The sequence below is a fragment of the Vibrio mediterranei genome, from assembly GCF_900088415.1.
GTDB classification, from domain to species: domain Bacteria; phylum Pseudomonadota; class Gammaproteobacteria; order Enterobacterales; family Vibrionaceae; genus Vibrio; species Vibrio mediterranei.
Genome location: NZ_FLLQ01000001.1, coordinates 252,992 through 268,441 on the forward strand (window position 1 = coordinate 252,992; position 15,450 = coordinate 268,441).

The 15,450-nt window shown below is 41.0% G+C and carries 13 protein-coding genes and 1 tRNA gene; 9 read left to right on the forward strand and 5 right to left on the reverse strand.

The window, feature by feature from the left end:
- Positions 1 to 57: 57 nt before the first annotated feature.
- A complete protein-coding gene (locus VME0621_RS01115) occupies positions 58 to 450 on the reverse strand; it encodes a glycine zipper family protein (RefSeq protein WP_062461461.1) in 393 nt (130 codons plus the stop codon).
- A 495-nt stretch (positions 451 to 945) separates the two neighbouring features.
- On the opposite strand from VME0621_RS01115, the gene VME0621_RS01120 reads away from it, so the two are divergent.
- From VME0621_RS01120 to VME0621_RS01145, 6 genes are all read left to right on the forward strand, one after another.
- Positions 946 to 1,932 (forward strand): cytochrome-c peroxidase, encoded by a 987-nt coding sequence (locus VME0621_RS01120; protein ID WP_062461464.1) that lies wholly within the window; start codon positions 946 to 948, stop codon positions 1,930 to 1,932.
- 108 nt (positions 1,933 to 2,040) lie between these two features.
- Positions 2,041 to 2,937 (forward strand): DUF6279 family lipoprotein, encoded by an 897-nt coding sequence (locus VME0621_RS01125; protein ID WP_062461467.1) that lies wholly within the window; start codon positions 2,041 to 2,043, stop codon positions 2,935 to 2,937.
- 36 nt (positions 2,938 to 2,973) lie between these two features.
- Positions 2,974 to 3,216: a hypothetical protein gene (locus tag VME0621_RS01130; RefSeq protein WP_006073638.1), complete on the forward strand. Its 243-nt coding sequence runs from the start codon at positions 2,974 to 2,976 to the stop codon at positions 3,214 to 3,216.
- A gap of 138 nt (positions 3,217 to 3,354) precedes the next feature.
- The gene (locus tag VME0621_RS01135; protein ID WP_062461470.1) at positions 3,355 to 4,887 is read left to right on the forward strand and encodes a bifunctional ADP-dependent NAD(P)H-hydrate dehydratase/NAD(P)H-hydrate epimerase; all 1,533 of its coding nucleotides are present in this window, start codon (positions 3,355 to 3,357) and stop codon (positions 4,885 to 4,887) included.
- Between the two features lie 526 nt (positions 4,888 to 5,413).
- Positions 5,414 to 6,460 (forward strand): GMP reductase, encoded by a 1,047-nt coding sequence (locus tag VME0621_RS01140; RefSeq protein ID WP_062461473.1) that lies wholly within the window; start codon positions 5,414 to 5,416, stop codon positions 6,458 to 6,460.
- A gap of 208 nt (positions 6,461 to 6,668) precedes the next feature.
- Positions 6,669 to 7,460: an EAL domain-containing protein gene (locus VME0621_RS01145; RefSeq protein ID WP_062461476.1), complete on the forward strand. Its 792-nt coding sequence runs from the start codon at positions 6,669 to 6,671 to the stop codon at positions 7,458 to 7,460.
- 39 nt (positions 7,461 to 7,499) lie between these two features.
- Here VME0621_RS01145 and VME0621_RS01150 read toward each other — a convergent pair whose 3' ends face one another.
- On the reverse strand, positions 7,500 to 9,113 hold the full coding sequence (locus VME0621_RS01150) for a hypothetical protein (protein ID WP_062461479.1): 1,614 nt from the start codon (positions 9,111 to 9,113) through the stop codon (positions 7,500 to 7,502).
- 444 nt (positions 9,114 to 9,557) lie between these two features.
- On the opposite strand from VME0621_RS01150, the gene VME0621_RS01155 reads away from it, so the two are divergent.
- Complete coding sequence (locus VME0621_RS01155) at positions 9,558 to 10,250, forward strand: response regulator transcription factor (RefSeq protein ID WP_062461482.1); 693 nt, start codon at positions 9,558 to 9,560, stop codon at positions 10,248 to 10,250.
- A gap of 2 nt (positions 10,251 to 10,252) precedes the next feature.
- Positions 10,253 to 11,596 carry a sensor histidine kinase gene (locus tag VME0621_RS01160; RefSeq protein ID WP_062461485.1) on the forward strand — a complete coding sequence of 448 codons (1,344 nt, stop codon included), beginning with the start codon at positions 10,253 to 10,255 and terminating at the stop codon, positions 11,594 to 11,596.
- 64 nt (positions 11,597 to 11,660) lie between these two features.
- Here the strand turns inward: VME0621_RS01160 and nfsA are convergent, their stop codons facing one another.
- Together nfsA and VME0621_RS01170 are read right to left on the reverse strand one after the other, a co-directional pair.
- Positions 11,661 to 12,383, reverse strand: coding sequence for an oxygen-insensitive NADPH nitroreductase (gene nfsA, locus VME0621_RS01165; RefSeq protein ID WP_062461488.1), 723 nt, complete (start codon positions 12,381 to 12,383; stop codon positions 11,661 to 11,663).
- 132 nt (positions 12,384 to 12,515) lie between these two features.
- Positions 12,516 to 12,606: transfer RNA gene (locus tag VME0621_RS01170), tRNA-Ser, on the reverse strand.
- A gap of 332 nt (positions 12,607 to 12,938) precedes the next feature.
- Between VME0621_RS01170 and VME0621_RS01175 the strand changes: the two genes are divergently transcribed.
- A complete protein-coding gene (locus tag VME0621_RS01175) occupies positions 12,939 to 13,619 on the forward strand; it encodes a MaoC family dehydratase (RefSeq protein WP_062461491.1) in 681 nt (226 codons plus the stop codon).
- Between the two features lie 55 nt (positions 13,620 to 13,674).
- Here the strand turns inward: VME0621_RS01175 and VME0621_RS01180 are convergent, their stop codons facing one another.
- A complete protein-coding gene (locus VME0621_RS01180; RefSeq protein WP_065311642.1) occupies positions 13,675 to 15,291 on the reverse strand; it encodes a VRR-NUC domain-containing protein in 1,617 nt (538 codons plus the stop codon).
- Positions 15,292 to 15,450 lie beyond the last annotated feature (159 nt).

The window sequence follows — 15,450 nt, forward strand, 5'->3', positions numbered from 1 at the left end:
GATACCATTTAGCTAATGTAAGGAAACTATAATTGTTGGGTAGGAACTTAGCAATTATTAGTTCAGTACCACATAACCACGGTTAGTCATGCAGTTTTTAACTACTGTCTGCTTGTCTTGGTTATATTGTTCTGAGTTTTCACGATTAGCGCGGTTTCGGCCAAGAACGCCAGCCGCCATTCCCACTGCAGCACCTTTTTTCGCGCCTTCAGTACCCGATCCACCAGCGATTGCTACGCCAGCTGAACCTAAAGCAGCCCCTTTAGCTGCACCGCTTATTGCTCCACCTGATGATTTTTGCTTCTGTACTTGTCCAGACATCTCTTCGCACTGGTGTAGATCGTAGATGTAGTCTTTTTCGTCCACACCTTGCATATCAACGATGATGTTTGCGTAGCTAGGCAAGGCAAATGTAGAGACTAACAGTAAAGAAAATAAAGGTTTTTTCATGGGGGGTACTCCGGTTGATTTGGGAGCATGTTAACGAAATCGGTGTGTCAATTTGGAATATCGGTTATTACGTATAGCGTTGGATGAAACGCATATGGTGGACTTTTAGGAATTCACTAGAGAAATGTGATGAAGAAATAAATGGATCTAGTGTATCGTTTCTTTTCTAACGATAAATTTTCTGGTTGATTTAAATCAATAAAGTGTGTAAACAAAATGTAGAATTACTGTAATGACTAATTTCTCATTATTTTTTCAAATCCCCATAAATAAAGGCGGATGGCAGCTTGTTAAACTTTACATTCCTTTTTTTCATCAGCTTAATCTAAAATTTGCATTGTAAAAGCGATTAATATTTCCTTACTGTTTTGTTGCGACGAACAAATAAGCCATAAGTTTGTTGATTTTAATAATAATTATAACCTAACTAGACGATATATATCGTCGGTATTCGCTTGTATTTAATATTTACATATTTGCGCAAAGGAATAAGCAATGAGAAATGTAATAGTAACAGCAATAGCAGTAGGTATCGCATTTAACGTTAATGCGAAAAGGCAAGATCAAGAGCCGATTAAGGTGATTGAACCCGTTGTTGGCTTGGACCAACAAAAAGTCGACTTGGGTAAAGCCCTTTGGTTTGAACCAAGGTTGTCTGCATCCAATACGATCTCGTGTAATTCATGCCACAATGTGGCGAAAGGTGGTGTAGATAATCTTCCAAGCTCTATCGGTCACAAGTGGGCAATTGGACCTATCAATTCACCGACGGTTCTTAACTCAGATTTAAACTTCGTACAGTTCTGGAACGGACGTGCGAAAGACCTTCAAGAGCAAGCCGCAGGGCCTATTGAAAACCCGATAGAAATGGCGTTTTCACATGAACTCGCTATTGGGACTTTGCAATCCATCCCTCAATACCAACAGTGGTTTGAAAGTGCGTATGGTTCAAAGAACTTTACCATTAACGAAGTAACAGATGCTATTGCAACGTTTGAAAAAACGCTTCGAACCCCCAATGCGGCGTTCGATAAGTGGCTAAAAGGTGATGATTCAGCCTTGACTGCCGAACAGGTCGAAGGCTATTCGTTGTTTAAGCAAAAAGGCTGTACCGCTTGCCATAGTGGACCACTTGCAGGAGGCCAGATGTATCAAAAAATGGGCTTGGTCAAAGCATTTAAAACAGATAATCCAGACATCGGCAGAGCCGCGGTAACAGGAAAGGATTTCGATAAATATGTGTTTAAAGTTCCTACACTCCGCAACATAGAACTTACCTACCCATACTTCCATGACGGCTCTGTATGGGATTTGCAAGAAGCAGTAGAAGTAATGGCTGATATTCAGTTAGGGCAAAGCTTAACTAAAGACGAATCGAAGAAAATCACCGCATTCTTAAGATCGCTTACAGGCGAGCAGCCTGAGATCACTTTACCTCACCTTCCTCCGTCAACGCACTCAACTGCAAGACCACAAATTTAAACAAGTTAAAAAGCGCTCAAAGTTGGGCGCTTTAGTCATTTTCAATCTAATCTTATCTTAAACTTCGTATAAGTCCGCGTTAACGTATATTAAGGAAGAAGTATTTATATGAAAAAGGTTGGCTGGGTTAAGAGTTTTGGCTTATTTGTCAGTTTGTTAATTGTAACAGGGTGTACTACCAAATTTCTATATAGCAATTTGGATTGGTTCATTGTTGATTATATTGATGACTATGTAACGCTTGAAGACGGCCAGGAGGAAATATTAACTGAGCGTATTCTTGTTCTTGGTGATTGGCATAAGTCCAATGAATTGCCTCGTTACCTACAACAGTTGACGGATATACGAAATAAGGATCCAAAAACTGTGGATGCAGAATATGTTTCTTTGCAGATGGAACAGGTGAGGCAGCATACAAAACGATTAGTCGCTCAGATTACCCCTGATCTGTATGCATTGACACAACAGATGACAGATAAACAAGTGAAAGAGTTACTTGAAAATTTAGAGCAGAAAGACGATAAGTTCATTAAAAAGTATCAAGGCCTCCAAGACGAAGATGTTCGACTTATTTACCAACAGCGAATTGAAGAGAATTTGGAGCGTTGGTTCGGACCTCTGACGGAGCAGCAAAAAACACTTGCGAGTCGTTGGGCAAATGAAATGGATGTTACTGTATTTGATTGGCAAGCCCATCGTCAGCAGATGCAACACTTTATGCGTCAGTTGCTTAACCGGCGCTCGGACTTAGGCTACTTTCAACCAGAATTTCAGCGTTTGTTAAATGACAGTGAGAGTTTTTATAGCGAGAAACTAAAACTTAAAATCGCTAACAATCGACTAGTAGCAGAAAAATACATAGCTCTTGCGCTCAGCAGTGTGACAGAAAAACAACATCAACATCTAATAGAAGAAATTGACGGTTGGCGAGACATCGCTTCAGACTTAATGACAAGTGCGCTATTAGACTATAGTTCTACAGAAAAGTACGCCTTTCCATCATAAACTAGTTACGAACCAGTTTAAGGAGTGAGTTGGGTTATGATAGAGCAAGGTGTTTTTTGGACAGAGAAACTTCTGTTACTTGCCGGTGTATTGTTCATTATCACAGGTATCGTGCAATATGGTCGTCGTAGTCAAGATTGGAAGGGCGTCGTCACGATGTTCTATAAACGCGTTCCCATGAGCGTTGATGAATACAAACGTTATCGATTAGGTGTAGCTTTGATCATTTTCGCCATTGTCTTGAGGTTTGCGCTGCATATTTTCTGGCCTCAGTTTTAACTTGTAATCTCATTCACACCTTTGTAGTGCCCCGTTTGCTAACATTTGGATAAATACCAATAAAGCGAATAGCTAAAGCTTTGTCGCCCCTCACTTGTTGCCCAACAAGCTGACACTAGGGTTAAACGGGAGCACACAATGATCTCTTCGAACCAAAATATAACATCCTTGCCTGAATCGCTCTTCACTTCGCAACAAGTTCGCGAAGGAGAGAAGATCGTAGCTCAACAATTGGGTATAGAAATGTATACCTTAATGCAGCAGGCTGGTGCGTCAGTATTTGAACTTATACAAACTTACTATTCAGAGACTCGAAAACTGCTAGTTTGCTGCGGTAAGGGTAACAATGGCGGCGATGGGTATATCGTCGCTAAACTAAGTCTTTGTGCAGGTTATGACGTTACGGTTTGGCAAATCGGCGATTCAAGCGCACTTAAAGGTGACGCATTGCGAGCTAGAGATGAATTTCTAGCCGCTGGTGGCGTTATTGATTCGCCGGAAAATGTGGTTGCGGATGACATTGACGTTATTATTGATGCTTTATTAGGGACAGGTATTTCAGGTGAAGTACGTCCTTTCTATTCTCATGTGTTTGATCGTTTAAACCAGTCTTCTAAGCCAATCATCTCGATAGATACTCCTTCTGGACTTGATACTGATACCGGTGTTGTTTTGGGAAACGCGATCAAAGCTGATAGAACCGTGACTTTTATCGGCGTCAAACAAGGGTTAGTTACGGGTCGAGCTAGAGCATTTACAGGACACCTGCATTTTGCTGGATTAGGGGTAGATAGGGAGTTTGCTCAACAGAATAAAGCAAACGTCGTATTAACCAACAATCATTGGATGAGTTATCTTCCGCAAAGAGCAAAAGATTCTCACAAAGGAACGCATGGAAAGTTGCTAGTGGTTGGTGCAAACAATGGAATGAGTGGGGCGGCTTATCTGGCTTCTGCGGCTTGTTTGAGAGCAGGAGGTGGGCTTTGCGCCGTCTTAACCCACGAAGCGAGTGTCACACCAATAAGAACGTTGCTACCAGAGGCGATGATTGATGCGTGCACCACCCAATCATTGACTGAGCGCGTAAATTGGAGCTCCGCCATCGCAATTGGAGTGGGGTTAGGACGAACAGCTTGGTCCGCTAGAGTTTTTGACCAAACACTGAAGTTGGCGATGTCGTTGGATCTTCCAGTCGTCATTGATGCAGATGGCCTATATTGGCTTAACCAGATACAAAGCGACACAGCTGTCTTGAAGAACCATATCATCACACCTCATCCAGGTGAGGCCGCACAATTATTAAACTGTCGTATAAGTGATATAGAGAAGGACCGTTTTCAGGCAATTAGAGCATTACAAAAAACTTACGGTGGAGTAGTGGTACTGAAAGGTGCAGGAACACTGATTTATGATGGTCAGTCAATGGTTGTCTGTCATGCAGGAAACCCAGGGATGTCCAGTGGTGGAATGGGTGATTTATTGACTGGAACAATCTTAGCTCTATTAGGACAGGGAAAAAACAACATGCAGTCTGCAACTCTTGGCACTTTGATTCACAGCCTTGCGGCTGACCAGGAGTCAAAGGAACATGGAGAAGTAGGCATGCTAGCTTCTGATTTACTCCCACAAATTCGATTAGTTCGAAATCATGACAATTATGTTTCATCTTAAGCGTTTGAAGTATTCGTGATGGCGATAAGAACAATGACTTTTGATTTGAACAGTTCAGAGGTTATATAAAATAGCGGTTTTTTTCCGAATCAATCGGTAAAAATGAGCTAATAGATAACAAGAATAACCACAAAAATTGGTTAATAAATGTACATTCAGGTGTTGAGAGCTCGATATTTGCACAGTGCAAAAACGTTTGCGTCGAGTGCTAAAGTAAGCTTGTTTATGTAAATAACGTGGGTTTTTTCTGTTATATCAGAGGGTTGGAGAGATTTTATTTCGTTAAGATAGGATTGATAATCAGCGGATTTGCAACTTGTCGGAATAGTAACACAAAAAAAATTAAAATATCAGTCTTGCGAGATTATTTTCGCGACCTATAATGCTGAAAACCGGAGCGTCTGCCAACGCTCCGGTTTTTTTGTGTCCGAAGAAAGGTAAACCGTCTGCCAACGGAGAGCCAACGCACTATGCTTAGTCATATGCCCACTGGAACATGTACTATATAAATCAAGGAATTTACACAATGCGTATCGAACAAGAACTTAAGTTAGGCTTTAAAGATGTACTGTTTCGCCCTAAGCGTTCAACACTGAAAAGTCGTTCTCAAGTAAATTTAACCCGCGATTTTACATTCAAGCACAGTGGTCGTCAATGGTCTGGTACACCAGTAATTGCAGCTAACATGGATTCTGTTGGTAGTTTTGAAATGGCTACAGCGCTAGCACAACACGGTGTAATGACTGCGATGCATAAGCATTACACAGTAGAGCAGTGGGCTGAGTTTGTTGCTGGTGCAACAAAAGAAACATTGAACAAAGTATTCGTATCAACGGGCACGTCTGAGCGTGATTTCGAGAAAACAAAAGAAATCTTAGCATTAAGCGAAGATCTAGAATTCATTTGTATCGATATTGCGAACGGGTATTCAGAGCACCTAGTTGAGTTTGTACAAAAAGTACGAGCTGAATTCCCAACGAAAACGATTTCAGCAGGTAACGTAGTAACTGGCGATATGTGTGAAGAGCTGATTCTAGCTGGCGCGGATATCGTTAAGGTAGGTATCGGTCCTGGTTCAGTATGTACTACACGTGTTAAGACTGGCGTTGGCTACCCACAGCTTTCTGCAATCATCGAGTGTGCTGACGCGGCACACGGTCTAGGTGGCATGATTATTGGTGATGGTGGTTGTGCGTGTGCGGGTGATGTTGCTAAAGCTTTCGGTGGCGGTGCAGACTTCGTAATGCTAGGTGGTATGTTAGCTGGTCATGAGCAATCTGGTGGCGAAGTCATCGAGCAAGATGGTAAGCAATTCATGAAGTTCTACGGCATGTCTTCTCAGTCTGCTATGGACAAACACTCTGGTGGTGTTGCTAACTACCGTGCCGCTGAAGGTAAGACGGTTCTTCTGCCTTACCGTGGTGACGTAAACAACACAATCCAAGACATTCTTGGTGGCGTTCGTTCAACTTGTACATACGTAGGCGCAGCGAAACTGAAAGAGCTAACTAAGCGTACGACTTTCATCCGTGTACAAGAGCAAGAGAACAACGTATTTGGTAAAGAAGGTTAATTAGCTTTTAATCCAAGCCCTGATAAAAGAGTCGCCTAGGCGGCTCTTTTTTGATCTTATCTTTCTGCATTGTTTCTGCCTCAATTCCAATACTAGACTCAAAAAAGAGCCTTGCTTACATGGTATTACGTATCTCACAACAGGGGTTTGGTACTATTGCGCCGATAATTCGTGCTGCAACCCGCAAAGAAAGGACTGTTTGCGTAATATGGACATTGGCAATATATATTCTAATCAATATGACACGGTGCAAAAGCTGCTAAAAATACAACCAGATGGCTTTGCCACTGGTGTGTATCAAGACATTCAATTTACTAGTGTGTTCCAACCGATTTTCAACCAACAATTAGAACTTGTTGCACTTGAGGGGCTAGCTCGGATAAAGCACATCTCTGGTCAGAAACTGGAACCGGCGCGTTACTTTGCTGATTTAGAGCGACAAGTAGAGATAAATGTTGTCTGTACTATTCTATGTTGTAAGTTACACCTGCATAACTTTTCTTGTTCTCGTTTTAGAAGACGAAAGTTATTCCTAAACGTCTCTCCGTGTGTGTTCGAGCTGCTTGCAAATGAACCTCTTGCCGTTGAACGTTTCATGACACGAATAGGTGAATTTGGTGCAGTACCATCACAAATAGTGTTTGAAATTACCGAGTTTAAAGAATCTGACATCCGCGCTATTGTCATGGGTAAGGGCAAACTCGCGAAATTTGGTGTGCAGACGGCACTTGATGATTATGGGACAGACTATTCCACTAAAGATCGCGCACTAGAAATTAAAGCTGACTATCTAAAAATTGATAGAAGCGTCTTATTGTGTGATGAGAAAATTTCTGAAGCGGTAACCATTGCGAATAAAATAGGCGCAACTACTGTAGCAGAGGGCATTGAAAATCAAGACACATTAACGCGCTGTCAACTGCATGGAGTGTCATTGTTTCAAGGGTTCGGCTTAGCAAAACCCAATGCTATGAAAATATTGGAAAGTAACTTAGATTGATAGGAAGCAAGCCAATAAGGTTGCTTCCTAGAGCAGGAGTTATTGCACGAGGGAGTATGTGCGATCTTTAAACTGAATAGCCTCGAAATTCGCTAGGGTATCTGTTCCTGTGTTTGAACATTGCACTGCAACTGCGTATTTCTGCTCTGTGATAACGCAGTTAGCAAAGTCCTCATCAATAATATAGACGTCATTGCCACCCTTACCATCTACCACATTGTCTTTATTATTACCTTCAATACGATTGTCCTGGTCGTTGGCATTAAGGTTAATCGTTGCATCACCTACGATTTTTGCGTTAACTAGCCAGCGAGATTTAAAGGTATACGGTTCGAGAGGTGGATGAGTGCTTTTCGACATATTGAACGTCGGGGTTAAGCCCCCTTGCGGAAATCGGTGGTTGTAATACGTCTTGACACCGTTGGAATCGATATTTGCGGTGTATTGTAAGTAGTCGTGGAACATGTTTTCTATCCAAAAGGCTGACTCGGTATCAATAGAACGCATTTGAGAGCGAGTTACAGCTTGGTAGTTATCTAAACCTTCGCTCTTGTGCTCCCACATGCCCATGTAAGCTTCGAACGCAGCCGCAAAGTACTCATGAGAATAACTTGGTCCGATAGCTGGGTCTATGTCGTCATTTTTCCAATCTTGCCAACTTCTGTTGCTTGGTTGCCATGGTGAATACTGGCCGTTTTTGTGATCGGTATAGAGTGAGAGCGCTCGTTGTTGAATCTGTTGTTGAAACACATAAAACGTCGGATTAGGAGCGATACCTTGTGCTTGAAACAAGTGAAGTATTTCTTCAAACCCTGCGTCTCTATCTGCATGTTTACCTAAGTTTTCGCAATAGTTTGCGAAGTTACTCATATAGTGGCAGTCACCTTCAAGTGTTAACTCTCTGAACATTAATGATTGGCTGTTGATGAGCCACTTGGGGCTATCGGGACTTTGTTGTACGCCGGTTAAGATCGAAGTAATAATATTATCTAAGAGATCCTCATCAGACGACGCTAGCGGTATTAGAGAGTTCAAGAAATTAGATTCTGATGTTGTATCAAGGACACTTGGTGCAGAAGGAACTTTTGATACCCAATCATCTATTTTGTTTTGACGAAACGCTTCGCTGACAAAGAGTTTGGTGAGCATCATTTGGTTTTGCTCATCGTTTTCCGTCATTATCAATGTGGCTTCTCGTTGAGCCATGAGTGCAGCGATTGACGATTTATTCTCTCCATACTGTGAGTTAGGGACGTTGGACATCAGATGTTGAAGAATCTTGGTTGCTCGCTCAACTTTATAGTTGACGATTGTTCTATGCTTCTCCTTTTCTACAGTATCTGGATATTTTGATTCATCAAAATACGCGATGATATGTATAGCACCATTATTTATACCTGACGATCTCAATTGCGTCGTCGCTGTGCCTGATGGAGTTACCGAAACGTAGAGGTTAAAACCAGCATTGGTTGCGATGTTGAGCTCTGGTGGAAGTGACTTACTAACTTGACTAATTGATATGTTGCTCACGGTCTTCGATGTTGGAATTGTTGGAGGGGGTGAAGTTGGATTACTTGAATCGCTGTCTGACTTACAGCCTGAAGCAATAGCTAGTGTCATTGCGCTCAAGCTTAGCAACTTAATCAAATGCATTTTATTTCCTAATGATTTCTAACGATAACCTTTACAAGCTCAACATTATTAGAAATACGTTAATGCTTATAAACGAAGTGGGGCAGTTCTAAAACGTGAACCTAGCCTCTGAATTGTGCGCGATAGTAATAAATACAGAGCAGAAATCTAGGTGTAAAAATGGAGTTACAGTGCTCAATTAAGGTGTTTGTAAGTATGAGTTCAATAATTATTTAGTCACATTTAGTCATTAAATGTAATCTTTCGGTTCTGTGAGTAATTTGATACCACTAAAGTATTAATCTAAACGGTGTTACGTACCGTATATTTGGGGGGAGTAAGCTAATGTAAGCAAGGCCGTTGTAAAATCCGTGATACTAAACTTTTTTATGTTTTTTTATATTGGCATTGAGAAATGCTCAAGTTTCAATATACTCCGGCGCGTTTACGTTTTAAGGGGGAGTTATGGATTGCAATATTTTGCTTATCGAAGATGACATGCATATTGGAAATTTAACCAAAATGTTCTTGGAGGCAGAAGGCTATACCGTGAACTGGATTGAAGACGGATCAATAGCTCTGAACAAAATCGATTCTCTTAAACCCGATATAGTGATATTAGATTTAATGTTACCAGGAAAGTCAGGGGTGGATATTTGTCGAGAAGCGCGCGCATTTTATTCTGGAATGATTATGGTAGTTACGGCAGCAGAAGATGAAATGAGTGAGGTATCGCTATTCAAGCTAGGGGCCGACGACTATATAACAAAACCAGTGAGAGGCCATATTCTTGTTGCTCGTATTGAAGCGTTAATGCGCCGTTATAAACCTGACCAACAAGCTGAAAAAACACTATATATATCAGATGCGTATGGAATCGTCGTTAATAGTGAGAACCAGACTGCATACTATGAACAGAAACCTTTAAACCTTACTAACTCTGAGTTTGAAATTCTTCAGTTACTTATTGAAAATAAGGGAAAAACAGTTTCTAGAGAGCATTGTTGTCGAGTTGTAAGAGGGATTGAGTACAGTTCCTACAACCGTTCGATCGATATGCGAATATCAGGCTTAAGGAAAAAGCTGATTCAAGCTGAAATATATGACGCAATTATCAAAACAGTTCGAAACCAAGGATACAGACTGGTTAAGGCTTAACGATGAAAATTAAGTCTCAGCCGAAAAACATGTTTACGTGCTTGTATATAGAAAGTCTAGTAGGGTTAGTATTAACCTTCTTCATCTTTATCAATGTCACGAACGTTTTATTAAGACACGAGGATATTGGCTCTTTTATCGACAATGGTAATTCTTACGTTCAAGATTATATCGATAGTCAATATGAGAGGCACGGATTTTATCATAAGCTCAACACCACGTCCTCTTTGCTGTATTACGACTACAAATTGATGCTATCGGACAGTGCTATTTCCATTACAGACGTCTGTTCAGATTGTGAACTATTCAAACGAAGAGATGGCATTGATGTTTATATAAAAAATAACCAGTTATTCGTAGCCGCTTTTCCAATACCACGTACCAACAAGCAACTATTCTTTATAGAAACCGAAGACCCGTTTAGTGCTGACGCTCAATGGTATGAAGACAGCGATAACCAGTTCTTTTTTGCCTTATTCGTGACATTGAGCATCGCTTTAGCAGGATTAATTTACTTGCCGTTGCACAGAGTCAACAAGCGCATTAACAAACTACTAGCTGTGCAGACAAAATTTGGACAAGGTGACCTTAGTGTTCGCTCTGAGGTGTTCCATATTTCACCGATAAAAGAACTCGCTCATAGTTTTAACGATATGGCTGATGATATCGAACTAAGAGTAAAAGAGTCGCTGGTGTTTTCTCAGGCTATTCCTCATGAAATCCGAACGCCCCTAACTAGAATTCAAATGGCCAGTGATTTACTCAGAAGAGAGGATACAAAGGACAAACAAACACTCTTTAACGACATAGACAGTTATATTGAAGACATTTCCCATTTAACCAGTGATATTCTTAAGTTATCGAGGCTTACTAACGGTCGGTACGGTGAACTACCAATCGCTCGCGAGGCATTTTCCGTTTCTGAACTAGTTGAAAAACGTATCGATGTTATCGCTGATACTAAGCAAATTCAGTTTATCAAAGATTCAAACATCCTAGATGATAGGTATTTGGCTTCTAAGTGCTTGTCCAAATTGGTCATTGATAACTTACTTAAAAATGCACTTCGTTACGGTGGCGGGGTAGTCAATGTCACCCTGAGAGAGTACCACTCATGTTGGACTTTGGACGTAGAAGATAATGGTCCTGGCATCCCTATTGAAAAGCGAGAGGAAGTATTTATCGCCTTCTCGCGCTTGGACTCTTCGCGAAATCATAACAATGGCGGATTCGGTCTAGGGTTAGCTATTGTCGCTCAGGCAAGCAGAAACTTAGGATGGAGTGTATCTGTAGATGAAAGCCACATTGGTGGCGCCCGTTTTACAGTAGTGATCCCGAAAGAGTGAATTACTTTGTACGAAAGAACTCATGATTAGAAAGAGGTTAAGTCATGAGTTCTTACTGTAGAAATTAGCGTTTGAACAAACCTTTACTGTTTAGGTAACCGAGCATATGAGGTCGAGATTCACCTTCTAGCTTACTAGTAACTTGTGAAGACCACGTACTGCTTTTTTGGTTTGTTGATCGATGTGCGTAATAGGAAAGCATCACATCATCGTATTGTGCAACCGCATTTTTATCTAGCTGATGGTATTCATTTTCATGCACAATGACGTCAAGAGGCAAGCGTGGTTTTACCTCTGGGATTTGGTCTGGATATCCTAAACACATCCCAAAAAGAACCGCAGAGTGCGGGGGCAAACCTAACAACTCATCAACTTCAGCCGCTTTATTTCTCAGGCCTCCGATATAGACGCCGCCTAACTCTAGTGACTCGGCCGCCACTAAACAGTTCTGTGCCATTATTCCGGCATCAATAGCACCGATTAAACCTAACTCTGTGTAGTCAACTTTCACGTTTGGGTTTAACTCTTGGTGTCGCTGATAGTCTATACAGAAAACGAGAAATTCAGCGGCTTGAGCCACATAAGGTTGATTGCCAGAAAGTTCCACCAGTTTGTTGCGCTTATCTTTCTCTGTGACCCTGATAATAGAGACGACTTGCAATAGGCTAGATGATGATGCGGCAATTCCAGCTTTAAAAATAGTGTCTAGAATATCCTTATCGATAGGTTGCTGCTTAAATTTTCGAATAGAACGGTGGTTGAGTATTGTTTCTAGAGTAGAGTTCACGTTCCTTTTGTCCCTATGGCTAATATAACTTACTGAACCTTAGTTTCTTTTCATAGGAGATTGCAAGTTTGAATTGCATAGAGGATTGTAGAATAAAGAAAAAAGCCTCGCATTTAGCGAGGCTTTAGAATGTGGCGGAGAGATAGGGATTTGAACCCTAGATACGCTATTAACGTATGCCGGTTTTCAAGACCGGTGCTTTCAACCACTCAGCCATCTCTCCGTTTTGTGGCGCTAATAATAGAATCATAGGAAAGGGCTGTAAAGAAGAAAATTCCCTTTGGAGCACTGACTGCGTTAAATGTAGTCAAAGTGATGTCGATTTACTCATGATGCTCGTTATGTGTGTGATTCCAAGAAGATTGTTTTACTAAAAGAGGATATTCAGCGAGTTTTACTGCTAAATAAAATAATGTTTTTTATTGCTAAGATATTGAAATTTATCAATAAAACAGCGTTCAGAATACGCGTGTTCGCTCGAAAAAGTTTGCGTGATGAAGGGACATGCTTCAAAATAGTAAGGTTAGTTCTTATGAACTGAGATTTGAGGTCAAGATGAAAGTTGTAAAATTGTTTAAACAAAGAGCTGATTCGGTTAAGCATCAGTCTGAGCTTATGCAATGGATGTCGCCCACTATTCGCGAATATTGGACTGAGTTTGTCGACAAGACAAACCATAGCAATTTTTTAGCATGGGTCAGAGACTATCACAAGCCTGCAGTAAATGAACCACATGTAGTACAGGTCGAACCAGAAATTGTGCTCAAGCCCGCAGCACAGGCACTATTTGACGAACTGCAAGACAAAATTGGCACTGTGATTCATGAAGGTAACTGGATTCACGTAGGTCAAGAACGAATCAATCAATTTGGATCAATTACTGAAGATAACCAGTGGATCCACACTGATCCAGAAAGAGCAGAACAAGAATCACCATTTAAGACCACTATCGCACATGGTTTCTTAACTCTGTCTTTGTTGCCAGCACTAACAGATAGTGTTGACCCAGATAAACCTCTATTTCCGACTGCGAAGATGATGGTAAATATCGGGTTGAACCAAGTAAGGTTCCCATATCCAGTTAAGGTAGGTAGTAACCTTCGTGCTAAGAGTACCTTGGTCAAAGTTACACCGTTCAAGAAAGGTCTTGAGATAGAGCGTGAAATACGCGTAGAAATAGAAGGAATCCGTCGCCCAGCGTGCATTGCGACATCTGTGATTCACTTACACTTCTAAGTCGAATTTCAAAAAAACCAGCATCATTGCTGGTTTTTTTTTGCTTGCCACTAACTCAGTCATGATTGACGTAACACACTTCATAATTAATATTTAATCTCTCCATCTGTTTAAACCAACGTTTTTGATTGTTCTGAAGTTTGTCACCAGGTCCCTTTACCTCGCACCATAACCATTCGTTGCCTTCAAACGCGACTAGATCAGGCATACCATTGCGATATGCTCTTAGGTCTGAGAGAAGAACAGCGAACAAATCTGCTAATTGCTCATAGTCAATGGATGTCATTGCCAACTCTAACCATTCGGTATCCACTAGGTCCCAAACAATGAATGGGTTCTGAATATCTCTTTTGGTTTCTAGAATGCTTAGGTACGGTTTAATACCAGTTTGTTTAACTTCGGATAGTCTTTGCTCGATTGCGTATTTTCGCCTTTCAGTAAATGACGGATGATATAAATCGAGCGGTTGGCGTTGGTATGGATTGATAAAAGCGCCTTCGACAGGGGCAAAAATAATGTCCCAAAATACCAAGCCAAACATAGTGTTGAGAAACTGATTCTCTAAATAGAAAACCTCCCATCCTAGATCAGATAACTTATTGCAAACAACTAACTCAACACGCTCATGAGATAAGTCAAGATTGAACCTACGTTCTGGAAAACTAGGTTTGACCGTCTTCTCAAGAGTTGTCTTTAATTTCCTGTCGAGTTTAGCTTTTAGTCGTTCTCCGACTTCTTGCTCATCAATGCTTAGAGGGTTTTTAATCATTGTTAGTGCAAGTTTAATGGCTGCCTCGAATCTTTCTTGATGAATAAGTATACGAACTTGTCGCTCCCTCGAGGGCGGAAGTCGGGAGGACTCGAACAAGCGCAAAGCGAGGTCGAGGTCGCCATGTCGTTCTAGATCTCTTGCGATTAAATTAGTGAGTTTGTCTAATTGTCTAGTGGCGTACTTTCCGTTTGCAGATGGGAGCAAGTCAGCAAATTGCCTTATGAGCTTAGAACAAGGCTTTGTGAGTTCTGTGTACGCTATCCTTAGATCTGTAATTTCAAGAGTTGAGTCTATTTCCGCTCTATTATTGAACAACCTAGTTGCCTTAGACACTTCATAGTTCTCGAACTTATGAATTCCTAAGTTCTCTAAAACGAATTGTGCAAACTCTTGGTGCCGATTTCCAAAGAATAGTAAACAAAGAAGGGGTAACACCTCATCGTCCAACAGTCTGACGACAGTGAACGGAAGTTTCGGAACATGATTAGGCTGTTTGTGATGTAACTGTTCTATCAGTTCGTTCTTTTTAGCGGTACGTTTTAGACCTGAATAAAAAGCGAGAATCTCAGGTTTTGATAACAACGTGGAAGCGAGTTCAAATGAACTTGTCGGTGGCTCTGTACTTATAAAACCATACTCTATGAGTTCTAATATAGGTGAATCGAGACAGCCGATCTCGGGATAGTTCAGTTTATCGTCTCTAAACCAAATCCCCTTGCGAGTCATTAACCGAATAACAAGGCATTGTGCGTTTTCACTAAGAGTGTGAAACGATTCAATCCAATGTCGTTCACTCTGTTTCAATAAATCAGAGTAGATAGACTCAACATGCAACAACAAACGTATGAAGTTATCTCGATAATACTTAGGTGGCAGAGTAGGTGGTGAAAAAACAGGCACTAGGAACGACGCTTCTTGTTTAGGTGAATTCCGTTTTATTAAATATTAGTTGAGTAATTTGAGCTATAAAAAATATCACACTACCAATAACAGAGCGTTTGTTGAGTCGTAGATTAGTGATGTAGATCTATCAGCCCAATGGATGTTTTTCTGACAATA